The organism is Achromobacter sp. CSND-B12 (genome assembly GCF_052906545.1).
This window is the reverse complement of the sequence record NZ_JBREGJ010000001.1, coordinates 2458638-2481373: the sequence shown is the minus strand read 5'-3', so window position 1 is coordinate 2481373 and position 22736 is coordinate 2458638. Positions and strand designations below refer to the sequence as shown.

Below are 22736 nucleotides of genomic sequence, written 5' to 3'. Positions count from 1 at the left end.
AACTCGATGGGGGGTGAAAAACCTGTCTCTAGACCACGCGATAGCGGCGCAGGCGCCAGCCGGCCAGGGCCAGCAGCAGCGCCGCGGGCACCAGCAGTTGCAGCAGCGCGCGCGCGGCCCGGGCGCGGACGGCGGCGGGATCCTCTTCCCGCCACTGGAATACCGGCATGGCGGCGAAGTCCGCTGGCGTGATGGCGCGGCTGGCTTCGATGCGGGGTAGGAAGAAGTCCTTCCAGGCGCGGTGGTAGGCGTCGATCTGCCGCATGAAATGCGCGTGGCGGCGTTGGCCGGTGCCGGCCAGCGCGGTGATGCCTTCAAAGGCGACCGCCGCTGGCGACAGCACGCTGTAGCGCGCCACCAGCGCCTGCTGGCGCGCCATCTGCGCGTCGAAGCGATCCAGCTCTGGTTGCATTGCCGCATCCACCTGGCGCTCGACGCGGGCGTGGCCCAGCGGACGGCCGGTGATTTCCAGGCGGCCATCGCGTGGAATCAGGGCGTCGGGCTTGTCCATGTGCTCGTAGTCGGTCGACAGAAGGGCGGCGTGGTCGCGCATGGCCAGCGCCGTGGCCACGCGGGTGCGGGTGGCCAGTTCGGCGCGCGACGGCGCCGGACTGGCGTAGGCGGCTACCAGATTGAGCAGCACCGGCACCACCAGGACCAGCAGCACCCAGCTGACCATCAGGATCATGGCGTTGGCGGCGGAAGACTTGCCAAAGGCGTTGACCGCGACCACTGCTGCGAACCAGAACAGCGCGTAGGCGCCGACCAGCAGCGCCCACCACAGCGTGGCGCTGGCCGCCTGCAACGCCTGGGGGCGGGCGATCAGCAGGGCGGCCACCGGCAGCAGCACCGCGGCGCCCAACAGCACCGCCGCGCGCAGGACCACCTTGCCGCTGATCAGGGTCAGCAGCGACAGCGGTTGCGACAGCAGCAAGCGCAGCGTGCCGTCTTCCTTTTCGCCGGACAGCAGGTTGTGCCCGAGCGCGAAGATCAGCAGCGGCAGCAGGTAGACCACCACGAACGCCAGGTCGAAATGCCCGCTGAGCAGGTGCCAGGGGTTCTCGATGTCGTTGTTGTGGATGAAGTTGACCTTGCTGTCGTAGGTCACCTTGAATTGCGACGGGAACAGGTCGGTCTGGCCCAGCGCCACCGGCGCCAGCGGCACGCTCGGCATGATGGCGTAGTGCGCGCCCAGGCCGCCGCCCATGTTGGCGGGGCTGGCGGGGTTGCCGAACGGCGTCGGGGCCTCGCTGCCGTCCATGATGCGCTGCAGCTGCGCCAGCTGGCTGGCGCGGTTGTGCGCATCGGCGCGCGCCAGCGCGGCCTGGGCCTCGTCTCGCTGCGACGTCTGCAGCAGGCCGTTGAAGACCGCGTAGCCCACCAGCAGCAGGAACAGCAGGCCGCACAGCCACAGCGCGCGCTCGCGCGTCAGCAGGCGGAGTTCGTGCCGCAGGACCATCCCGAAGCGGCGAAATTGCGTATCGTGCACCGGAAGTCTCCTACAGGGCGGTCTGGCGGGCCACGGCGCGCCAGGCGAAGGCCACGCTCAGCAGCAGCGCGGCGGCCAGCATCAACAGGCTCAGGCGCGCCTGGTGCAATGCCCAGCCGGCCGCGGGCGGCTGGTAGCGGAAGGGCGGCACGCGCGCCCACAGCGACGGATTGGCCTGGTACGAGAAATGCTGGTGTTCCAGCGTGTCGGCGTGCGCCACCAGGTCGGCGCTGACGATGTCCTGGATCACGCGGCGCTGTTGTTCGGCGGCGGTGGTGAAATCGCGGTGGTGCGCAAAGTCGGTGCCGGCCATGGCGGCGGACAGGGCGCGCACCGCCAGCAGCGGCATCAGCCAGCCGGCCGATTCCTGCACGGCCTGCTGTCGTTCCCAGGTGTCCCACAGGTGGCCGAAATGGCGGTCGTAGACCGCGTAGCTGGACTGGTCGTCGAGCTTGAGCGCCAGACCCCATTGGTTCAGCGGTACGTCGCGGCTCCAGCGCTCCGTCGTGCCGAAGGCCTGCATCCAGACGCGGTCCGACGTGGCCTTCAGGTCATCCTGCAAGGCCTGGTTGAATTCGAGGCGCGTGGGGCTGGGATAGAGTCCGCGCGACAGCTCGGCCATGACGCGCGGGGCGATCACCGTATTGGCGATCCACAGCGCCAGCAGCACCGTGATGGCCACGCGCGAGGAGCGGGCGGCGGCCGACACCCCCAGCGTGACGAAGATGAACGCGGCCAGGTACACCGCGTAGCCGCCGGCCAGCACGCCGAAGCGCCACAGCGCATCGGCCCGGCCGCCCGCCAGCCACACCGCCACGATGGCGGCCAGCGCGGCCGGCACCAGCAGCAGGCCCAGGCTCAGCGCCAGCGCCGTGGCCTTGCCCCACAGCAGGCGCCAAGGCGCCACGCCCAGGCTCAGCGTCTGGCGCAGGATGCCCTGTTCGCGTTCGCCCGAGAAGGCGTTGAAGCCCAGCACGATCACCAGCAGCGGCCCCAGCGCCTGCAGGATCCAGGCGGCCGACAGATCGCCGAAGCGCTGCAGGCCGGTGGCGTCCTGCGCCGGGCGGAATTTCACCTCGCTCTGGCGGTGCGCCTGCAGCCACACGGTGCTGCCGATATACGGATTGATGCCGGGATCGAGCAGCGCCAGCGTGGTGTCGGGCTTGAAGACGTGCATGCCCTGGTGGGCGGCATCGTGCGGATGGCGCGCGCCCTGCTTGAGCCAGTCGCTGTAATCGGTGTTCTGGGCCGCGGCCTGTTCGGCGCGGGCCTCCTGCTGATGCAGATAGCCCACGGCCAGCGCCGTCATCAGCAGCACCGCGACGATGCCGCCGGCCCAGTAGAGCCGGCCGTCGCGCAGGCGTTCGCGCAGGTCCTTGAGGGCGATCAGGAGGATCATGCCTCGGTCCTCATGTGCGCCAGGTACAAGGCCTGCAGATCGACGTCGCCGATCTGCCGGGCGTCGAGGTTTTCGACCAGCCGGCCGCGTTTCATGATGCCGACGCGGGTGGCGGTCTGACGCGCATGGAACAGGTCGTGGGTGGTGGCCAGGATGGCCACGCCGCGTTCGGCGGCGCGTTGCAGCAGGCGGGTGAACTCGGCGGCGGCCGACGGGTCCAGCCCCGAGGTGGGCTCGTCCAGCAGCAGCGCGCGCGCGTCCTTGGCCAGGGCCACGGCAATCCACACCTTTTGCCGCATGCCCTTGGAATAGGCGGCCACGCGCTTGTCGGCCGCGGCCGGGTCCAGCCCGACTTCCGCCAGCAGTTCCAGCAGCCTGGCGCGCGGCGGCGCCTCGCCCAGCGCCAGCGCGGCGAAGTAGCGCAGGTTTTCCAGCCCGCTCAGGGTGCCGTACAGGTTCACCTGTTCGGGGATGTAGGCCACGTGGCGCTTGCTGGCGAGCGGTTCACGCGTCACGTCCAGCCCATGGATCAGCGCCTGGCCGCCGTCGGGGGCGATGAAGTTCAGGAACAGGTTGATGGTGGTGGTCTTGCCGGCGCCATTGGCGCCCAGCAGGCAATAGATCTCGCCCGGCTCGATGCGCAAATCCAGCGGGTGGAGCGCGATCTGGTCGCCGTAGCGTTTGGTCAGGCCGATGGCTTCGAGCACTGCAAGTCCTTCTTCGTCCGAAGATGCCGGGAAATCAAGGGGAGGGGGGTGGAGCGCGGATGACGCCTGGGCAGGCCTTCCGGACTCCAGTGGGAATGACTATCGTTAGATATGATATAACATAACGTGATTATATCGCCATCCTCGCGCGGAACTCCGGCAAAAACGACAACCCAAAGCAGAAGGGCGCCCACGTGGGCGCCCTTCGCATTGGCTGCGGCGGTGCGTGCGGATCAGGCCTCGATCCGCTCCACCTTGCCCACCAGCAGGATGTACGACAGCGCGCCCAGCAGCGCCAGCGACGACACGTACACGATGGCCGGCGCGAAACTGTCCTTCGAAACCAGGAAGCCGATCACGATCGGCGTGCAGATCGACGACAGGTTGCCCACGAAATTGAACACCCCGCCGGTCAGCCCCAGCAGCCGCACCGGCGCCAGCGCCGACACCAGCGACCACGTGATCGACGCCAGGCCATTGCCGAAAAAGGCCACCGCCAGGAAGAAGATCACCCAGGGCGTAGAGTCGGTGAAGTTGGCGCCGATCATCGACGTCGAGATCAGCAGGCCCAGGATGATGGGCAGCTTGCGCGCCAGGCCCACGGTGGCGCCGCGGCGGACCAGGAAGTCCGACAGCACGCCCGAGCACAGCACGCCGATGAACGCCGCCAGGAACGGCACCGACGCCAGGAAGCCCGACTTGATGAAGTCCATGCCGCGGTACTTCACCAGATAGGTGGGGAACCACGTCAGGAAGAACCACAGCGTCGAGGTCAGGCAGAACTGGCCCAGGTACACGCCCCACAGCTTGCGCTGGCTCATCACCAGGCCGAGGTCGTTCCAGTTGAACGGCGCCTTCTTTCGCCGCCGGGCCGCCCCAAGGCGAAAGGCGCCCCCTTGGGGGGCAGGAAGCCCGTCTTGCGGGCGCGCCGTGGGGGCGTCTTCACTGACACGCTTGTCCAGGTCCACGACGCCGCCGCCTTTCTGGATCAGCTCGATCTCGGCCGCGTTGGCGCCCCTGAACTGGCGCGGTTCACGGTAGATCAGGTACCACAGCATGCCCCAGACGATGCCCAGCAGGCCGGTGCTGACGAACACCATGTGCCAGCCGTAATGATGTTGCAGCCAGGCCAGCACCGGCGTCAGGAACGCCAGGCCGACGAACTGGCCCGAGGTGTAGAAGCCGATGGCGGTGGCGCGTTCCTTTTCCGGGAACCAGGTCGTGACGACGCGGTTGTTGATCGGATAGGCGGGCGCTTCCAGCGCGCCCACCGCCAGGCGTAGCACGAACAGGATCACGAAGCTGCCGGCAAAGCCCATGAAGAACGTCGCCGCCGACCACAGGATCAGCGCGGCCGCGTACAGCACGCGCGGCGACACGCGGTCCACCAGCCAGCCGCCGGGGATCTGCATGGCGGCGTAGGTCCAGCCGAACGCCGACAGGATCAGCCCTTCGTGCACCGTGTCCAGGCCGAACTCGTCCTTGAGCGCGGGCGCGGCGATGGACAGGTTGCTGCGGTCCAGGTAGTTGATGACGACGGTGATGAACAGCATCACCATGATGAGATAGCGGCTGCGCGTCGGCCGCTGGGCGCTTTGCAGGCCCGGGTGGGTGACGGTGGTCAAGGGGGTCTCCTCTTTCGCTTTTTTCTACCGGCTTACCACTCGGCGAAGCTGCCGTCGGCGTGGCGCCAGATCGGGTTGCGCCAGCGGTGGCCGACCGCCGCGCGTTCTTTCACGTATTCCTCGTTGACCTCGATGCCCAGGCCGGGGCCCTGCGGAATCGCGACCATGCCGTTCTCGTAGGCGAACACTTCGCGGTTGCTGACGTAGTCCAGCAGGTCGTTGGCGGCGTTGTAGTGGATGCCCAGGCTCTGTTCCTGGATGAAGGCGTTGTAGCAACCGGCGTCGATCTGCAGGCAGGTGGCCAGCGCGATCGGGCCCAGCGGGCAGTGCAGCGCCAGCGCCACGTCGTAGGCCTCGGCCATGGAGGCGATCTTGCGCGTTTCGGTGATGCCGCCGGCATGCGACGGGTCCGGCTGGATGATGTCGACGTAGCCGTCGGCCAGCACGCGCTTGAAGTCCCAGCGCGAGAACAGGCGCTCGCCCAGCGCGATCGGCGTGGACGTCAGCGGCGCCAGTTCCTTCAGCGCCTCGTAGTGTTCGCTCAGCACTGGCTCTTCGATGAACATCAGCTTGAACGGGTCCAGCTCCTTCATCAGCACCTTGGCCATCGGCTTGTGCACGCGGCCGTGGAAGTCCACGCCGATGCCGACGTTGGGGCCGACCGCATCGCGCACGGCGGCCACGTTCTCCAGGCACTTCTCGACCTTGTCGAACGAATCGATGTACTGCAGTTCCTCGGTGCCGTTCATCTTGACGGCGGTGAAGCCGCGCTCGACCGCGCCCTTGGCGGCCGCGGCAGTATCGGCCGGACGGTCACCGCCGATCCACGAGTACACGCGGATGCGGTCACGCACGTTGCCGCCCAGCAGTTGCGACACCGGCACGCCCAGGTCCTTGCCCTTGATGTCCCACAGCGCCTGGTCGATGCCGGCCAGCGCGCTCATGTGGATGGCGCCGCCGCGGTAGAAGCCGCCGCGGTACAGCACGGTCCAGTGGTCCTCGATGTTGCGCGGGTCCTTGCCGATCAGGTAGTCCGACAGTTCCTCGACAGCGGCGGCCACCGAGTGGGCGCGGCCTTCCACTACCGGTTCACCCCAGCCGACGATGCCGGCGTCGGTCTCTATCTTCAGGAAGCACCACCGCGGCGGCACGATGTAGGTAGTGAGCTTGGTGATCTTCATGCTTGGGTCTCCTGGGCGGGATAGGCGCGTTGCCAGGCGGCGATGAAAGCGCGCGCGTTCTGGCCGACTTCGTTGGCCGACAGGCCGGGTTTGTACAAGGCGGAGCCCAGGCCGAAGCCGCTGGCGCCCGCCTGGGCGTAGGTGGAAAGGTTGTCGGGCGTGATGCCGCCCACCGGCACCAGCGCGATCGGCGGACGCATCACCGCGCGCCAGGCCTTGAGCACGGCCGGGCCGAGCTGTTCGGCGGGGAACATCTTGAGCACGTCGGCGCCGGCCGCTAGCGCGGCGAAGGCTTCGGTCGGCGTGGCCACGCCGGGGCACGAGGCCAGGCCGGCGGCCTTGGCCGCGCGCACCACGGCCAGGTCGCTGTGCGGCATGACGATCAGCTCGCCGCCTGCGTCCTTGATGCGGGCCACGTCATCGGGATCCAGCACCGTGCCGGCGCCCACCAGGCAGTCCGCCGGCAGCGCGTCGCGCATGGCGCGGATGCTGGCCAGCGGTTCGGGCGAATTCAGCGGCACTTCGATCAGGCGAAAGCCCGCGTCGTACAGCGCGCGCCCGATGGGCACGGCCTCGGCGGGCGTGATGCCACGCAGGATGGCGATCAGGCCGCAATGGGCCATGGCGGTTTGCAGTCCGGTATGGGTCATGGTGTGGTCTCGGAAGAAGGCGCGGCGGGCACCAGCCCGGCGCTGACGGCCAGATGCCACAGGCCGCGCTCGGTGGCGTGCTGCGCCAGTTGCGGCGTACCCAGGCCGTAGTGCCGCAACGCCAGGATGTAGCGCTGGCACAGCGCATCGTCGCCGCACAGCACGATGCGTGGCTGGTCGCCCTGCAGGCGCAGCATGTCGGCCAGCGCGGAAATTTCGTGGCCGATCAGCAGGCCCGACAGGTAGTCGGCCTGCGACACGCCGGCCAGCTCGCCGGTCAGCCCCAGCGCGCGGGTGCTGAAGATGGTCGACAGCACGCCGGCGCGGCCGGCCGGCACGCCGGCCACTTTCAGGCCGCGCTCGAAGGCCGCCATGTCGGACGCCGGCGCCTCGACCATGGTGCGGCCCAGGATGGTGTGGCCGCGCAGCGCGGCATAGACCTCGCCGGTCATGAAGGTATCGAAGTGGGTGACCTGGCCGCGGCGCGCGTTGACCCATTTCGAATGGGTGCCGGGCAGGCCGATCAGCACGCTGTCGGCGGGGTCGCCGGCCTGGTCGAACAGCACGCCGAAGACCTGCGTTTCTTCGCCGCGCATCACGTTGGGCAGGCCGTGACGCTGGATCAGGCCGGGGACGATGTGCACCGGCGTGGCGCCGTTGCGCTCGACGCGCGTCAGCAGGGTGCCGATGCGTGCCAGGTCGACCGGCACGTCGAGGTAGGCGGCTTCTTGCCAGCCCTGCGCGCTGCCGACCATGCCGCAGGCGATCACCGGCAGCTGCGGTTCGGCCCGCAGCCAGTCGCCGCAGGCCTGCTCGAACGCCAGTTCGAAACCCGATTGGCCGCTCGGGGTGGCGGCGCCGTCCTGCAACGGTTGCGGCAGGCGCATGATGCCCCACGGCAGGTGGCGGGTATCGAGCGTGCGGCCGGCGCCATCCAGGCGATAGGCGCGCAACGAAGAGGTGCCCCAGTCCAGCGCTATGAGGGCCGCGCGGGCAGGCGATCCGGTTGTCATCAGAATCTGTCTCGTCTCGGGGCGGCGGCGCGCTGCGGGCGAGGGCGCGCAAAGGGCGCGTCATTCGCGGGCTTGTAGGACCTGGCCGGCCTTGTTGTCGTCAAGCCCGCGATGGCGCCGGAGCGGCGTCAGTCGGGCTGGGAAAAATTCTAGATCAGCGCTTGAAAAATCTCAAAATATAGAATTAAATCCCATATATAGGGAATAAGCTTCGATTCCCGCTACCCCTTCCAACTCCCCGCGCCAGCCTTGTCCATGCCCGATTCTTCGACCGTCTCTCCCGCCTACGATCCCGACGCGGCGGCGCCCGCCGGCACGCAGACCCTGATGCGCGGACTGGGTGTGATCCAGGCCGTTGCGGCGGGCGCGCGCGACCTCAAGGACATCTGCGCCCACATCGGCGTGGCGCGCAGCACCACGCACCGGCTCGCCAGCTGCCTGGTGCAGGAACGCTACCTGCGCTCGCTGCCTGGCGTCGGCTACGTGCTGGGGCCGAAGCTGATCGAACTCGGTTTCCAGGCGCGCGAAGCCTTCCCCATGGCGACGCTGGCGCGGCCGTATCTCGACAGCCTCGCGGCCGACACCGGCGACACCATCCACCTGGCGGTGCGCGACAACGACGAAGTGCTGTATCTGGAAAAGATCCCCGGCAAGAAGGGCCTGGAGATGCGTTCGCGCGTCGGCCACCGCATGCCCTTGGCCGCCACCGGCGTCGGCAAGGCGCTTCTGCTGGATGCCGACGAACCGCAATGGAAGGCGCTGCATCGCGTCGGCGCGCCGGTGTCGTCGCGCGCGCCCGGCGGCCGCCAGACCTGGGAGGCCTTCCGCGACCGCATGCGCGACTACGCCGCCAACGGCTATGCCTTCGACCTGGAGGACAACGAGCCGTCGATCCGCTGCGTGGCGGCGCCGGTGCGCGATGCCTCCAGCGGCATCGTCGCCGCGATCAGCGTGTCCAGCACGGTGCCGTACATGTCGCTGGAGCGCATGCGCGACATGGTCGACGTGGTCAAGGAGGCGGCGGCGCGCATCTCGGCGGAACTGGGATGGAAGGTGCAGGGCGCGCCCGCCAAGCCGCGCGACGCCGCCACGTAGCGCAGCACGCTGCCCAACAATGGGCGACCGCTGGCAAGCGGCGCGCGGCGTCCGCCGGCAATGCCAGCCCCGGTCAAATCTCCGACCAATCCATATGCCGTCGCCACCGGCAGGGCGCCTTATCGGTGCTAGTCTCTTGCTCAATCATCAATGACGCTCATCACGAGTGAGTAGATCCCCGGCGACGAGCAAGTGGCGCCCCAACCTGATGTCGAGCGCCTGTATGCCGCCCATGCCGAGCGGCTGCGCCGTTACCTGTTCCTAAAGACTGGCGAAGCCGAGCTCAGCGCCGACCTGGTGCAGGAATGCTTCGCCCGCATCGTCGCGCAGGAAGACGAGCTGCCGTCCGACAACGTGCTGGCCTATCTGTACGCCATCGCCAACCGCCTGCTGATCGACCATCGCCGCAATCATCACCAGTCCCACACCGATGCTGTGTCGGACGACCTCCTGGAAAATATGCGCGACCTGCGCACCGCGCCCGACGTACACGTGCACGTCCGCCGGCAACTGGCGCGGCTGGCCGCCACCCTGGCGGAACTGCCCGTGCGCACGCGGCAAATATTCCAGCTTTGCCGCGTCGAGGGCCTGAGCCACGCGGAGGCCGCCCGCTACCTGGATATCTCTCCCAGCTCGGTGCAGAAGCACCTGGCGATGGCGTTGGACCTGATGCGCGAACGCTTGGGAGACGACCCTTGAACGCCCGCATCCGCGACTTTTTTTACTGTATTTCGTGGCTGGGCCGTTTATCTTGTTTATGAAGATCCCATCATGTACTCCTTGAGCCGCCCCGGCCGCGAACGACGCCTGCGCCGGCAGGCCAGCCAGTGGGCGTTGCGCCTGGCCGCCGGCGCGCTTGCGCCGGCCGAGCAACGCCGGCTGGACCGCTGGCTGGCGCGCGACGCGCGCCACGGCCCGGCCCTGGCCGATGCCGAGAGGGTCTGGGCATTGGCGGGGGAGTGCCGCGGCCTGCCGTTGTTCGCGCAGCCGGTGCCCCGGCCGCGCCGCTCGCATTGGCGTGCCTGTGCTGCGTCGTGGTGGCGGTCGGAACCCATGGCGCCGTGGCGCCGCGCGGTCGTGATGGCCGGTGTGGCGTTGGTGGTCGCCGGCGCGGCCGGTGCTCCGGATGCCGTGGCGCCCTGGTTGGCCGACTACCGCAGCGCGGTCGGCGAAATCCGCTCCTTCGATCTCCCGGATGGCAGCCATGTGCTGTTGGGCAGCAACAGCGCGCTCGACGTGGAATACGATGCCACGACGCGCCGCGTACGGCTGCTGCGCGGCGAAGCGGTGTTTGCGCCTGCGCCCACGGGCGCGGACGAACCGCGCAGCTTCGTGGTGGCGACCGCCGGCGGCAGCATGACCGCGCTGGGCACGCGCTATGCCGTGCGTCGCCGCGATGCCGGGCATGGCTGGATCGGCGTGTTGCAGCATCGTGTCGAGGTGGCGCTGGATCGTCCGCCCGCCTCGGGCGATGCGCTCGCGGTGCTGGCGGCGGGCGACAGCGCCACTTTCAGCCGCGCCCATGGCATCGAGCGTAGCGCCGTCGCACCCGCGCGCGGGGCGGCCTGGGCCGACGGCTATCTCGTCTTCGAAGGCGAATCCCTGGGGCAGGTCCTGCAGCGCATCGGCAATTTCCGGCCGGGCCTGTTGATCCTGGCGAACCGCGCCGCGGCGCGCAGGCCGGTCAATGCGCTGTTCCACCTGGATAACCTCGACGGCGCATTGGCCACGCTATGTGGCGAGATGCGGCTTGCGCAGCTGCGGTTGCCAGGGGTGACGGTGCTGTACTGAATTTCCGAATACAAATCATATGCTGTAAATCCAAAAAACAAATCATGATTTGTATATCTGAAATACAGCCTATATTGCGTATGAACCGTTTACAGCCTATGCTTTGTAAACCTGAAAAACAGCGTGAGACGTGTATGGCCGACTACACCGTACGCACCGCGGAGCAGTTGCCGGCATTGCTTCAGGCATTCCGAAAAAAGGCTGGGCTGACCCAGGCCGCCGCGGCTTTGCGGCTGGGTATCACGCAACAGACGCTTTCCGCCTTGGAGCGCAACGCGGAAAAGGTCGGTGCGGATCGGCTCCTGCAATTGCTGAGCATCCTGGGCGTGGAACTGGTGTTGCGCGAACCCGAGGAACCGCTGGCAAGCCGGCAGGTGTCCGATCAGGACTGGTGAGCCATGGGGCGTCGCTCGCACACACAGTCCCTGCACCTCTGGATGAACGGCGTCATGGTCGGCACCTGGAGTGTGCAGCCCCGCGCTGGCGACATCCTGCAATACGCCGACGCCTGGGTCAGCGCCGATCAAGGCAGGCCGCTATCGCTGTCGCTTCCCTTCACTCCCGGCAACCCGCCGCATCGGGGGGTTGCGGTTCGCACCTACTTCGAGAACCTGTTGCCCGACAGCCGGCAAATCCGCGAGCGTGTCGCGCGGCGATTCCATGCGACTGCAACCGATGCGTTCACGTTGCTTGCCGAAGTGGGCCGTGATTGCGCGGGCGCATTGCAGGTGTTGCCTGATGCCACGCCGCCCCAGGACGCGCGCGTGCTGAACGCGACGCCGCTGAGCGAGGCCGAAGTGGCGCAGGTACTGCGCAACACCCTTGCGCCGACGCCCTTCGGCGGCGCCGGCGCCGCCGATACCGACGACTTCCGCATTTCCATCGCGGGCGCCCAGGAGAAGACGGCTTTGCTGTGGTTCGATGGCCGATGGTGCCTGCCACATGGCGCGACCCCGACCTCGCACATCCTCAAAATGCCCTTGGGCCGGGTCGGCAATCTTCAGTATGACATGAGCGAGTCAGTCGAGAACGAATGGTTATGCTCGGAGATCCTGCGCGCCTACGGCCTGCCGGTGGCCCGCACGCAACCGCTGTTGTTCGAGGACATGAAAGTGCTGGCCGTCGAGCGCTTCGACCGGCGCTGGGCCCGTCGGTCGACGGGGCAACCTTGGCTGCTGCGGCTGCCGCAGGAAGACATGTGCCAGGCGACGGGCACACCGCCGCATCTGAAATACGAGGCGGATGGCGGGCCGGGCATGGGGCTCATCATGAGGCTGCTGTCCACGTCCCTGGACCCTGACCGTGATCGGCGGATCTTCTTTCAGGCACAGGTTATCTTCTGGATGCTGCGCGCCACGGATGGGCACGCCAAGAACTTCAGCATCTTCCTGCGCCCCGGCGGCGCCTACGAGCTTGCGCCGCTCTACGATGTGCTGTCCGCCTACCCGGTCATGGGAGCGCGCGCGAATCAGCTGTCGCCGTTCAAGGCAAGAATGGCCATGGCCGTGCGCACCAGGAATCCGCACTGGAAGATGCAGGACATTCAACGCAGACACTGGCTGGCGCTGGGCACCGAGCATGGCGTCGTCACGCCGGACGGGCGCGACGCGCGTTTCGTGATCGACGACCTGGTCGCCCGGACCGAGCAGGTGATACGCACCGTCAGCGAACTGATTCCAACCGGATTTCCCGAAGCGCTCGCGGACAGCATTCTCGGCGGGCTGCAAGCCGCGGCGGAAAAACTGGCCGGGTAAATCACCGGCCGCCGCGAGATACGCTTGGCTCGGATGCACGGCCCTGAGTAAGACCAAGTCAGGACGCCTTCGCGCCGCTCTCCCTCTGACAACTGTCTTTTCCGAACTTTTTTTACTGTAGTTCGATTCTCAAACGTTAATGGTAATGATGCGCGTTTGCATCGGCTGAAACCAGAGACGAAAGTGAAGAGAAGATTGATGAAGGCGAGGTTGGCCCGGCGAATGATGTGCGCGGGGATGCTCGCGATGCCACACGCTGCCTCGGTGTGGGCTCAACCGCAACCGGTGGCATCGGGACAGCCCGACCGTCAGCAGGAAGCCATCCGCCAGACGCGCGCCTTCGACATCTCGGCCCAGCCAATGATGCAAGCGGTGCTGGCGTTCGCCCGGCAGGCCGGCGTCGATCTCTACGTGGGCGATGTCGATCTTTCCTCGTACACCAGCGTCGCCACCCAGGGTACCTACAGCCTCATCGCCGGGCTCAAGCATCTTCTCGGCAACAGCCCCATCGGCTATCGGATTTCAGAAGGCAGCGGACGCCTGAGCTTTCAATTGGTCGATAACGGCCCGGACGGTCGTTCCCAGGTGTACTCGCTCAAACCAGTGGTGGTTCAAGGCAACACCGTCAACGAGCGCGTCTATCAAGCGCCCCGCGCCGTCAGCATCGTCACGCGTGAAGAAATGGACCGCGTTCCGGTCCGCCACGCCGCCGAACTCATCCAGGACACCCCCGGCGTCGCCAGCGCCGTCAACCGCCAGAACCCCGGTCTGTCGATCAACATCCGCGGCATGCAGGACTTCGGCCGCGTCAACATGATGATCGACGGCATGCGCCAGGACTTCGTGCAGAACGGGCACATGCAGCGCAATGGAGAGATGTATGTCGATTCGGAATTGCTGTCCGAGGTGCAGGTAGAGCGGGGCGTGGTGCGCGGGGTGCATGGCACCGGCGCGATGGCGGGGAGCGTGGATTTTCGGACGCTGGATTTTGGGGATGTGCTGCGCGATGGCAGGGATATCGGGCTGAAGCTGCGCGGCACGTCCGGGTTGGGATATCAGGGCAACGGTACCAATTTCATCGGCAGCGCGGCGGGCGCGGCGCGCGCGGGTGAGAACCTGGAAGTGCTGGCGGCGGTGTCGCGGCGGTCGATAGGCGATTATCGGTTTGGGTTGCGGGGCGGGCAATCCGACTGGAACAAGGAAGTGGTGCGTGACAGCGACGGCGGGCGCAGCAAGGTGGAATTCAACGATGTGAAATTCGCCGCTCAGGAGCAGGATTCCAGCCTGTTCAAGGTGCGGTGGAAGTTGAATGATGCATCGTCCCTGCAATTGAGTTATGTCGGCACACGGGTGAACTATTCATACACTGCGGAATCCGTACTGGCGAGTCCAGATAAAAGCGGCTCCCCCTGGCGAAAGCTGGGAGTGTCCAAGGCGCAATCCGACAGCTTCGCGCTGGACTACAAGCTCAAGCCGGCGGACAACCCGTGGCTAGACTTGAACGTGAAGCTCTATGCCGTCGATACCCGTGTCAGCAACTACACGGAACCGAATTATCCGAAAGTCTTAACTCCAGGAGGAGGCTCTTGGATAACCGATCCTGTGGCGATTCGAGAGGCCATTCATTTCGAGCACTGGAAGTCCGACGGCACCGGCAAATGTGAAACCGATAATGGGGGGTACGTCTCCGACTACACGACGGACATTTGCAGCCACTACGGCGTCGGTAAGGAAACCCGTTTGCGCACCCGGACCCATGGCGTGCAGGTGGACAATACCTCGCGCTTCCTGCTGGGTACGAACTCGCTGCTCAGTGCCCACTACGGTATCGAGTATTTCTCTGATCGTGCAACTTCGAGCCAACGCTGGAATAACCAGGGGCGTGGAGTCCGGCCTTTTGGCGCGAATGGTAAGGACTCTCTCAACCCGAGAGGACGCCGCAACATGGGAAGCATCTTCGCCGAGTTGAAGCTGGAAGACGATTTCTATACGGTCTCAGCGGGTTTGCGCTATGAGCGCTACTGGGTCAAAGGCAAGACACATATGCCTGGAACCGCGCCGTATCACCAAACTTCGTTGAGGACGGCCGAAAAAAACCTTTGCAGCTATACGCACAATCTCCCTGGTGAGGTGGACAAGGCTGAGGTTTATGGGGAAGGCTGCCGCATAGCGAGAAGTGGTGATCTGGCAGCCTTGAAAGCATGGTGGGATTCCAATCCTGCTTATAGCTACTACAAAGCTCTGCACGACCGTGTGCCAGACCCAAAGAAGCCAGGCCGATTTATATACCCCCTTAGGCGTGACCCGGACACGGGCGAGATCATGTACAGCAAAGTACCGACTCGGAAACCCATTAACCTCTCGCGCAGAAAGTTTGAGGACCAATTTATAGACGTTTGGTGGGACGATCAGCCCACCACGTACGAGTACGACGTCGAACGCAGCGGCGGCAAGATGCTGCCGTCGCTGTCCGCCGCCATCCGCCCCGTCCGCTGGCTGGAGTTGTATGGCAGTTGGGGCAAGTCGTGGCGTCCGCCAGCCATCAATGAACTGATGATGGCCGGAGGTCATCCCACGGAAGGCTTCGAAACGATCGTACCCAATCCCTTCCTGAAACCTGAGACCGCCCAAACCTGGGAAGTGGGCGTCAACACCATCTTCAAGGACGTCGTGGTGCAGGGCGACGATTTGTCGTTCAAGGCCGGCTATTTCGACACGCGGGCGGATAACTATCTGTTTTCTTCCATGATGGGTCTGCTGCCGGGAAGCGAGACCAGCCCGGGTGACTATTTCCCGCGGCTGGGTACGACCTTCTTTACCAACAACCTCACTCGTACCCGGTTCCGCGGTCTCGAATTGGAAGGGCGCTATGACGCCGGTCTTGTCTATGGCGCCGCGAGCTATACGCATTACCTCGGGGGACCGAACAAGTTCTGCGAAAACGTATATCCGCTGGGCTCGGGTCCAAACCGGTATGACGTGCCTAAGTCGGACGGCAGCTATCCGAAGTCGCACGACGAAGCGCTTGCGGCAGGGTATGAATCCTGGCGGACCTGGGCCGATGCCTGGACCTCATGCGGCAATTTTGTTTTCAACAGCGCCATCGCCAAGCCGGTCGATAAAGGCATGGTGTTGATTGGCGCGCGCCTGCTGGAGCGCAAGCTGGATACCGGAGTGCGCTTCAACTACAGCGGCGAGGGTTGGTACAACCGCGACACCGGCGGCGCGCAAGTCTGGTTCAAGTACACCACCTGGGACTGGTATGCCAGTTATCAGGCCAACGACAACGTCAAGTTGATGGCGGCGGTCGAGAACATCACCAATCGTATGTACGTGGAAGGCTATTCCGACGCGCTGGCGCGTACGTTCGCTCCTGGCCGCACCGTCACGGTGGGCATGGAGGTGCGCTTTTAAGTCAAGTATTGAGGGGCCGGTGTATGGCGGCCCCTCGAAAGAACATGCGAGTGATTCGCATGATTGGCGCCCCGCTTGGCGGGACGTCAAGGGCGCCGGGGTAACCCGGCTGAATCTGTAGTTAATGGAGTATGGAAATGTCTGTATCGATCAGTTTTATCGACCAAAGTCACCTTCCTCAAGGCATCTCGATGGAGGATTCGTTGGAATCCATGTTGATGGTCTTCGAGAACGATGGCGTTGCCGGTGAACACACCGCCGGCAAGAACTATGGAGGCTTTTTCGGTGGCGGCCCCTTCAGCGGCACCGACTACGGCTACGCCAGCAAAAATGTTGCCCACTATGCCTTCGTTGCCTCGGGTGAACTGAACTACTACTTCCCGCCGTACAGCGGGCCCAAGGTCGAAGGCGCGACGCCGCACACGGTCTGGGGCGAACTGGACTCCATTACCTTGAGCGGTGGGGTGGATCAGGCCGGGCATGCAGTCGATCCGCTCATCACGCTTACGTTCGACCTGCCCATCTATGGTGATGTTTCGGACGGACGGGCCAACGATGTGCACGACATCGTATGGGGACTGATGAACGGCCATGTCGATGGCTTGGACGATGCCAAGGCCGGTGTCATGTCCCATGGCGGTCTGTTCGGCGCTCTGGCGCAGAACGACATGGACATCAGCATGTCCATCGCCGACCTAGTCGGCCACAACCTCGCCACCGAGACCGATCTGGCCCTGGCAGCGTAACCCACCGGCAAGTTTCCCCGCGCTTTCTCGGGCGCGTGGGTCACGGTCGCGGCGGGCCTATCCCCTGCCGCGACCGTCTTTTTGTTTCTTCATTCTGCGTGTCCCGGCAGTCATCCGGGCTAGGAAAACCAATGCAGCAAAACCAGACGCGTACAGTTGCGGCACAGGACGTGGGCGCCCTGGAGATCAAATCGCTCCTGGCGCGCTTTCGCACCGGCTGGGTCAGCGTGGCGGCCTTCAGCGTCGCCGCCAACCTGTTGATGCTGGCGCCGTCGCTCTACATGCTGCAGGTCTATGACCGCGTGCTGGCGTCCGGCAACGTCTTCACGCTGGTCATGCTGAGCCTGATGATCGTCGGTTTGCTCGCGCTGATGGGCGCGCTGGATTACGCGCGCAGCGCCGTCATCGTTCAGATCGGCGCGCGCTTTGACGCGGCGCTGGCCGGGCGCGTGCACGAAGCGGCGTTCCAGCGCGGCCTGGCGGGCGTGCCCGCCAATGCGGGGCAGGCGGTCAACGACCTGAACACCGTGCGTCAGTTCCTGACCGGCAGCGCCGTGTTCGCGTTCTTCGACGCGCCGTGGTTTCCGCTGTTCCTGTTGGTGATGTTCCTGTTCCATCCCTGGATGGGCACGCTGGCGTTGGCGGGGACCATCATCCTGGTGGCGCTAGCGTGGCTCAACGAGCAGGTGTCGCGCAAGCTGTTGGCCGAGGCGGGCGCGTTGTCGGTGCGGGCCGGCGTGGAGGCGGACGGGCAATTGCGCAATGCCGAGGCCATCCAGGCCATGGGCATGCTGGATCGATTGCGCGCGCGCTGGCAGCGGCTGCATGTGGGCTATGTGCGGCGCCAGGGCATGGCCAGCCAGCGCTCGGCGGTGATCGCGAGCGTGTCGAAGACGGTGCGGATGGCCCTGCAATCGCTGGTGCTGGGCCTGGGCGCGTGGCTGGTGCTGCAGAGCCATGTCAGCGCCGGCATGATGATCGCGGGTTCCATCCTGATGGGGCGCGTGCTCAGTCCGATCGATCAGGTGATCGGCGCCTGGCGGCAATGGGCCGGCACGCGGCTGGCATGGCGACGCTTGCAGGATTTGCTGGCGACGTATCCGGCGCCAGCCGCGGGCCTGACGCTGCCCGAACCAAAGGGCGCGCTGCGGCTGGAGGGCGTGACGGTGACGCCGCCGGGCGCGGCGCAGCCGACGCTGGTGAACGTGTCGCTTTCGCTGGAGCCAGGGCAGGTGCTGGGGGTGGTTGGCCCCTCGGGCGCGGGCAAGTCGACCCTGGCCAGATTGGTGGCGGGTGTCTGGCCGGCCCGCCTGGGCACGGCACGCCTGGATGGCGCCGACCTGCGGCAATGGGAGCGAGGGCGGCTGGGGGAGTGGCTGGGGTATGTGCCGCAGGACGTGGAACTGTTTTCCGGGACGGTGGCCGAGAACATCGCGCGCTTTCCCGCCCCGGACAGCGATGGCGAAGTATTGGCCCAACGCGTGATCGACGCTGCCCGCATGGCCGGCGCGCACGACATGATCCTGGCCTTGCCGCGTGGCTACGACACGCCTATCGGTACCGGTGGCCAGGGATTGTCGGGCGGGCAGCGCCAGCGCATCGCCTTGGCGCGGGCGCTGTACGGGACGCCGCGCCTGGTGGTGCTGGACGAACCCAACGCCAGCCTGGACGACGCGGGCGAGCAGGCCTTGCTCGATGCGTTGGGCCGGCTGCGGGAGGCAGGCGCGACGGTGGTGCTGGTGACGCACCGGCCCAAGGTGTTGGCGGCGACGACACACTTGCTGTTGTTGCGCGATGGTCAGGCGCAGCGCTTCGGCGCGACCCATGAGGTGCTGCGGCCGCCGCCTGAGCGCGCGTCAGGGACGATGGCATCACCCTCGGCGTCGACCTCCGCGGCGGGCAACCGCCCGGCGGCGACGGCCAGCACGGCGGGCGCGGCGGCTTCCGGCGGGACAGCTCCACCGGCGCAGGCACGCCCTGGCGGGGCGGTGGCGCAGGTGTATCCCCTGGCCGGCGGCGCGTTTTCAGGGCTGATCTTCGGAGGCAAGGCATGACGGGACGCGCCGGCAATCGTGTGGTGGTGCTGCGGCCCGAACTGGACAAGGCCGAGCCGGTAGCGGGCGCAGACGAGAACGGCGGCTGGTCGGCCCGCTTCGGCTGGTGGGTGCTGGCGCTGGGCTTTGGCGGCTTCCTGGCGTGGGCGGCGTGGGCGCCGCTGGACAACGGCGTGGCGATGCCCGGCATCGTCGTCGTGACCGGCGAGCGGCAGGCGGTGGACAGCATCGAGGGCGGCGTGGTGAGCGCCTTGCTGGTGGCTGAAGGCGACTCGGTCCGGGCCGGCCAGGCGCTGGTGCGGCTGGACGACACCCGGGTGCGTGGCGAGGCTCAAAGCCTGCGCGCGCAGCAGGCGGCGGTCATGGCCCGCGAAGCGCGCCTGCTGGCCGAGCGCGATGGGCGGGATGATCTTGCGGCGCCCGATGCCCAAGCGAACGCCGAAGCGGCGGCCGCCTACGCGATGGAGCGCCAACTGTTCGCCAGCCGGCGGGCGGCGCTGGCGGGCGAGCTGGCTGGCATCGACGCGACGCTGGCCGGCAGCCGGGCCCTGGCCGGCGGCCTGGAATCGACGTTGGCGCACAAGCGCACGCAGCGCGCCCTGCTGCGGGAACAGCTGGGCAACCTGCGCGACCTGGTGCGCGAAGGCTACGTGCCGCGCAACCGCGTGCTGGAACTGGAGCGCAGCCTCGCGCAACTGGACGGCGACATGGCCTCCGACCTGGGCGCCCTGGGACAGACACGCCAGCAGATCGCGGAACTGGCGCTGCGCGGCCAGCAGCGTCGCGACGCGTTTCAGCGCGAGGTGCGCACCGATCTGGCGGAAACCCGCGTGCAGCGCGAGCAGTTGACGCAGAAACTGGCGACGGCCGAATTCGACCTGGCGCACAGCGAGATCCGCGCCCCGGTCAGCGGTACCGTCGTGGCGCTGGCCACGCACACGGTCGGGGGCGTGGTGCAGCCCGGCTCGCGCCTGATGGAGATCGTGCCCGAGGACGTGCCGCTGGTGGTCGAGGGGCGGTTGCCGGTGGAGTCCATCGACAAGGTGCGCGCGGGCCTGCCGGTCGAGCTGATGTTCACCGCTTTCGATGCCAGCCGCACGCCGCGGCTGGAGGGAACCGTGACGCTGGTGTCGGCGGACCGGTTCGAGGATGACCGCAACGGCCGCCCTTACTATCGCCTGCGCGCCGACGTGGCGCCGGGCCAGCTGCGGCGCGTCGGCGATGCGCCGTTGCGCGCCGGCATGCCGGTGGAGGTGTTCGTGCGCACGGGCGAGCGTTCGCTGCTGAATTATCTGTTCAAGCCCCTGCTCGATCGCGCGCGGCTGGCGTGGGGTGACGCATGAAGCGCTGGCAGGGCAGGGTCGCGGCGGCATGGATGTTGATGGTGGCGGTGTTCATGCCTGGATCGGGGGCGGCGCAGGCGCTGGATTTTCAGCAGGCGTACACGATGGCGCTGGCGTCCGATCCCACGTGGCAGGCGGCGCGTGCGCGCGAACGGGCCGACGCCGAGGAGGCGGCATTGGGACGCAGCGGCCTGTTGCCGAACTTGAGCTATCACTACAGCCGTGCCCGCAACGATACGACGTCGCGGCAGCAGACGCGCTGGGGCGCGCTGGAGCAGCGCTCGCGCTACGCCAGCTATGCCTCGGGGTTCACGCTGAGCCAGCCGCTGTTCGACGCGGCGGCGTTTGCGCAGTACCGCGCCGGGCGCGAGCGTGCCGAAGCGGGCGGCTTGACGCTGAAGCGCGCGCGCCAGGCGCTTGCCGTGCGCCTGTTGCAGGCGTACACCGCCGTGCTGTACGCGCAGCAAGCCCTGGCATTGACGCAGTCGCAGGAGCGCTCGTTGCAAGAGGACGCGCGCCGCAGCGCGCGCTTTGTCGCGGCGGGGCAGGGCACGCGCACGGATCAACTGGAGATCGAGGCGCGTGCGCACGTGGTGCAGGCGCAGGAGATCGAGGCGCGGGACCGGCTGCGCGACGCGCGCAATGCGCTAAGGGCGATTGTCGGGCCGGGGCTGGCCGACAATTTGCTTGCGCCCTTGCAGGAATCAGCCCTGGCCGCGCTGGCGGTGGAGGGACGCGATTTGTCCGCGTGGCGACAACTGGCGCTGGCGAGCAATCCGGAATTGCTGGCCCAGCGCCACCTGCTTGAAGCCAGCCGCCAGCGCTACCAGGCCACCCGCGCGGGGCACCTGCCCACGGCGCGGCTGGTGGCGCGCAAGCAGCTGACCAATTCCAACGGCGAGAACCAGATCGGGCAGCGCTATGACTCCGGTTCTGTGGGCATCGAGGTCAGCATTCCGCTGTATTCCGGCGGGCGCACCTCGGCGGCCAGCGGCCAGGCATTGGCTGAAGCGGAGGAAGCGCAGCACAAGCTCGACGCCACCACATGGGCGTTGCTCGATGACCTGGCGCGGCAATTCCACACGTTCGCCAGCAGCCGCGAGCGTATCACCGCTTACCGGCAGGCGGCCGAGGCGGCCGCGCAGCGCGTGCGCGCCACACGGCGCAGCGTGCTCGGCGGCGAGCGCACCAATCTGGACGTGCTGGACGCCGAACGCCAGCGCTTCGAGGCACTGCGCGACCTGGACCGGGCGCGTTACGACAACCTGCTGGCGTGGCTGACGCTGAGGTGGCAAGCCGGGGTGTTGAGCGACGACGATGTGGCGCGCATTGGCGCGTTGTTCGTGGCGGGCTGAGCCGGCAGTCGGGGGGCGCGTTCGGTGCAAGACCGCTCTGGCGTTTGGCCAGGGCCGCTGTTCGTGGCGGGGTGCACCGGCATGCGGATGCGCGTTCGACCGTCGACGAATGGAGCGCGTCGTCGGATCACTTCACCGGCGGCAGCGGCAGCAGCCGTCGAACGATCTCGTCCATGGCCGTCGCCAATTGCGCCGCCAGCGCCTGCGCGGCCGGCGACAGCGAGCGGTCGCGCCGGTGCAGCAGGCCGATGGCGCGGCGGGCCGAGGCGTCGCACAGCGGCGCGGCGCGCAGGCCGGCCAGGTTCAGTTCCGGCAATGCCAGGCGCGGCAAAACGCTTACTCCCAGGCCCTGGCGCACCATGCCGGCTGCGGTGCCCATGTTGGTGACGTCGTAGCGCAAGGCGGTGGCCGGCGCGCCGGTTTCCTCGCGCACCGCGCGGTCGAACTGCTGGCGCGCATTGGAGCCTTGCGACAGCAGGATCAGGTCGTAGCGCAGCACGTCGCGCCAATGCAGCGGGCCGCGTTTTCTGTCCAGGCGGTGGCCTTCGGGGTAGATGGCGCAAAAGCAATCCTCGGCCAGCGGCGTGAACGACAGGTCCGGCGCCGGCTCGGCCAGCGCGCCGACGGCGAACTCGATCTGGTTGGTGCGCAGCATGGCCACCAGCTCGTCGTTGTGGGCCTCGACCACCCGCACTTTCAGTGCCGGATGCAGTTGACGCAGCGCGCCGACCGCCACCGGCAGCAGCGCCAGCGCGGTCGAGGGCAGGGCGCCCAGCGTCACGTTGCCGCGCCGCACCGCCGCCAGGTCCGCCAGGCTGCGATAGGCTTCTTCCAGGTCGGCGATGGGGCGCTGCGCGCGGGCATAGAAGTCCTGCCCGGCTGAGGTCAGGCTGATGCTGCGAGTGGTGCGCTCGAACAGGCGCAGGCCCAGCACGTCCTCCAGGTCCTGGATCAGCGCGGTGAAGGACGGCTGCGTCACGCCCAGCTGGCTGGCGGCGTGGGTGAACGAACCGGTATCCACCGCCAGCAGGAAGGCCTTGAGCGGCCGGTACTTGATATTCATAGCCATGGACTAAGAATATAAGAAAAATATCGAATTGTGCCTAATAGTCGACGGGCC

18 protein-coding genes are annotated in these 22736 nt (G+C 66.9%); 10 read left to right on the top strand and 8 right to left on the bottom strand.

Translation table 11 applies throughout. The annotated features are described in order from the left end of the window. Nucleotides 1-28: 28 nt before the first annotated feature. The 7 genes from ACUTAG_RS11590 to ACUTAG_RS11560 all read right to left on the bottom strand — a co-directional run bounded on the left by ACUTAG_RS11590 (nt 29) and on the right by ACUTAG_RS11560 (nt 8064). Nucleotides 29-1489: an ABC transporter permease subunit gene (locus tag ACUTAG_RS11590; protein ID WP_006385728.1), complete on the bottom strand. Its 1461-nt coding sequence runs from the start codon at nt 1487-1489 to the stop codon at nt 29-31. A 10-nt stretch (nt 1490-1499) separates the two neighbouring features. Then, nucleotides 1500-2888 (bottom strand): ABC transporter permease subunit, encoded by a 1389-nt coding sequence (locus tag ACUTAG_RS11585; protein WP_020926189.1) that lies wholly within the window; start codon nt 2886-2888, stop codon nt 1500-1502. Continuing rightward, entirely contained in the window at nt 2885-3595 is a 711-nt protein-coding gene (locus ACUTAG_RS11580; RefSeq protein ID WP_006385730.1) for an ABC transporter ATP-binding protein, read from the bottom strand. Before ACUTAG_RS11580 ends, ACUTAG_RS11585 begins: the two co-directional genes overlap by 4 nt. A 233-nt stretch (nt 3596-3828) precedes the next feature. After that, complete coding sequence (locus tag ACUTAG_RS11575) at nt 3829-5220, bottom strand: MFS transporter (protein ID WP_148317285.1); 1392 nt, start codon at nt 5218-5220, stop codon at nt 3829-3831. A gap of 32 nt (nt 5221-5252) precedes the next feature. After that, on the bottom strand, nt 5253-6401 hold the full coding sequence (gene dgoD / locus ACUTAG_RS11570; RefSeq protein ID WP_060720668.1) for a galactonate dehydratase: 1149 nt from the start codon (nt 6399-6401) through the stop codon (nt 5253-5255). Further along, entirely contained in the window at nt 6398-7051 is a 654-nt protein-coding gene (locus ACUTAG_RS11565) for a 2-dehydro-3-deoxy-6-phosphogalactonate aldolase (RefSeq protein WP_024070515.1), read from the bottom strand. The genes dgoD and ACUTAG_RS11565 overlap by 4 nt, the downstream gene beginning before the upstream one ends. After that, the gene (locus ACUTAG_RS11560; RefSeq protein ID WP_006385734.1) at nt 7048-8064 is read right to left on the bottom strand and encodes a 2-dehydro-3-deoxygalactonokinase; all 1017 of its coding nucleotides are present in this window, start codon (nt 8062-8064) and stop codon (nt 7048-7050) included. The genes ACUTAG_RS11565 and ACUTAG_RS11560 overlap by 4 nt, the downstream gene beginning before the upstream one ends. Before the next feature lie 255 nt (nt 8065-8319). On the opposite strand from ACUTAG_RS11560, the gene ACUTAG_RS11555 reads away from it, so the two are divergent. The 10 genes from ACUTAG_RS11555 (at nt 8320) to ACUTAG_RS11510 (ending at nt 21616) form a co-directional block, all read left to right on the top strand. Next, nucleotides 8320-9159 carry an IclR family transcriptional regulator gene (locus ACUTAG_RS11555; RefSeq protein WP_035200462.1) on the top strand — a complete coding sequence of 280 codons (840 nt, stop codon included), beginning with the start codon at nt 8320-8322 and terminating at the stop codon, nt 9157-9159. 192 nt (nt 9160-9351) lie between these two features. Further along, on the top strand, nt 9352-9858 hold the full coding sequence (locus tag ACUTAG_RS11550) for an RNA polymerase sigma factor (RefSeq protein WP_006385736.1): 507 nt from the start codon (nt 9352-9354) through the stop codon (nt 9856-9858). Between the two features lie 72 nt (nt 9859-9930). Then, nucleotides 9931-10950, top strand: a complete 1020-nt coding sequence (locus tag ACUTAG_RS11545; protein ID WP_148317283.1) for a FecR family protein — start codon at nt 9931-9933, stop codon at nt 10948-10950. Between the two features lie 134 nt (nt 10951-11084). Continuing rightward, a complete protein-coding gene (locus ACUTAG_RS11540) occupies nt 11085-11345 on the top strand; it encodes a helix-turn-helix domain-containing protein (RefSeq protein ID WP_006385738.1) in 261 nt (86 codons plus the stop codon). Between the two features lie 3 nt (nt 11346-11348). Then, nucleotides 11349-12704 carry a type II toxin-antitoxin system HipA family toxin gene (locus tag ACUTAG_RS11535; protein ID WP_148317281.1) on the top strand — a complete coding sequence of 452 codons (1356 nt, stop codon included), beginning with the start codon at nt 11349-11351 and terminating at the stop codon, nt 12702-12704. A gap of 198 nt (nt 12705-12902) precedes the next feature. Next, complete coding sequence (locus tag ACUTAG_RS11530) at nt 12903-16118, top strand: TonB-dependent hemoglobin/transferrin/lactoferrin family receptor (protein WP_262352232.1); 3216 nt, start codon at nt 12903-12905, stop codon at nt 16116-16118. Between the two features lie 137 nt (nt 16119-16255). Beyond that, complete coding sequence (locus ACUTAG_RS11525; protein ID WP_446650181.1) at nt 16256-16864, top strand: heme acquisition protein HasA; 609 nt, start codon at nt 16256-16258, stop codon at nt 16862-16864. Between the two features lie 131 nt (nt 16865-16995). Continuing rightward, nucleotides 16996-18918: a type I secretion system permease/ATPase gene (locus tag ACUTAG_RS11520; protein WP_241122933.1), complete on the top strand. Its 1923-nt coding sequence runs from the start codon at nt 16996-16998 to the stop codon at nt 18916-18918. Further along, entirely contained in the window at nt 18915-20261 is a 1347-nt protein-coding gene (locus tag ACUTAG_RS11515; RefSeq protein ID WP_446650180.1) for an HlyD family type I secretion periplasmic adaptor subunit, read from the top strand. The genes ACUTAG_RS11520 and ACUTAG_RS11515 overlap by 4 nt, the downstream gene beginning before the upstream one ends. Continuing rightward, complete coding sequence (locus tag ACUTAG_RS11510) at nt 20258-21616, top strand: TolC family outer membrane protein (protein ID WP_446650179.1); 1359 nt, start codon at nt 20258-20260, stop codon at nt 21614-21616. The genes ACUTAG_RS11515 and ACUTAG_RS11510 overlap by 4 nt, the downstream gene beginning before the upstream one ends. A gap of 127 nt (nt 21617-21743) precedes the next feature. Here the strand turns inward: ACUTAG_RS11510 and ACUTAG_RS11505 are convergent, their stop codons facing one another. After that, nucleotides 21744-22685 (bottom strand): LysR family transcriptional regulator, encoded by a 942-nt coding sequence (locus tag ACUTAG_RS11505; protein ID WP_035182028.1) that lies wholly within the window; start codon nt 22683-22685, stop codon nt 21744-21746. Nucleotides 22686-22736 lie beyond the last annotated feature (51 nt).

What these genes read in the sequence shown, in the direction of transcription:
- ACUTAG_RS11585 (WP_020926189.1), bottom strand. Translation starts at nt 2,888, where the DNA reads ATGATCCTCCTGATCGCCCTCAAGGACCTGCGCGAACGCCTGCGCGAC.
- ACUTAG_RS11515 (WP_446650180.1), top strand. Translation starts at nt 18,915, where the DNA reads ATGACGGGACGCGCCGGCAATCGTGTGGTGGTGCTGCGGCCCGAACTG.
- dgoD (WP_060720668.1), bottom strand. Translation starts at nt 6,401, where the DNA reads ATGAAGATCACCAAGCTCACTACCTACATCGTGCCGCCGCGGTGGTGC.
- ACUTAG_RS11505 (WP_035182028.1), bottom strand. Translation starts at nt 22,685, where the DNA reads ATGGCTATGAATATCAAGTACCGGCCGCTCAAGGCCTTCCTGCTGGCG.
- ACUTAG_RS11535 (WP_148317281.1), top strand. Translation starts at nt 11,349, where the DNA reads ATGGGGCGTCGCTCGCACACACAGTCCCTGCACCTCTGGATGAACGGC.
- ACUTAG_RS11540 (WP_006385738.1), top strand. Translation starts at nt 11,085, where the DNA reads ATGGCCGACTACACCGTACGCACCGCGGAGCAGTTGCCGGCATTGCTT.
- ACUTAG_RS11530 (WP_262352232.1), top strand. Translation starts at nt 12,903, where the DNA reads ATGAAGGCGAGGTTGGCCCGGCGAATGATGTGCGCGGGGATGCTCGCG.
- ACUTAG_RS11510 (WP_446650179.1), top strand. Translation starts at nt 20,258, where the DNA reads ATGAAGCGCTGGCAGGGCAGGGTCGCGGCGGCATGGATGTTGATGGTG.
- ACUTAG_RS11525 (WP_446650181.1), top strand. Translation starts at nt 16,256, where the DNA reads ATGTCTGTATCGATCAGTTTTATCGACCAAAGTCACCTTCCTCAAGGC.
- ACUTAG_RS11555 (WP_035200462.1), top strand. Translation starts at nt 8,320, where the DNA reads ATGCCCGATTCTTCGACCGTCTCTCCCGCCTACGATCCCGACGCGGCG.
- ACUTAG_RS11545 (WP_148317283.1), top strand. Translation starts at nt 9,931, where the DNA reads ATGTACTCCTTGAGCCGCCCCGGCCGCGAACGACGCCTGCGCCGGCAG.
- ACUTAG_RS11565 (WP_024070515.1), bottom strand. Translation starts at nt 7,051, where the DNA reads ATGACCCATACCGGACTGCAAACCGCCATGGCCCATTGCGGCCTGATC.
- ACUTAG_RS11560 (WP_006385734.1), bottom strand. Translation starts at nt 8,064, where the DNA reads ATGACAACCGGATCGCCTGCCCGCGCGGCCCTCATAGCGCTGGACTGG.
- ACUTAG_RS11520 (WP_241122933.1), top strand. Translation starts at nt 16,996, where the DNA reads ATGCAGCAAAACCAGACGCGTACAGTTGCGGCACAGGACGTGGGCGCC.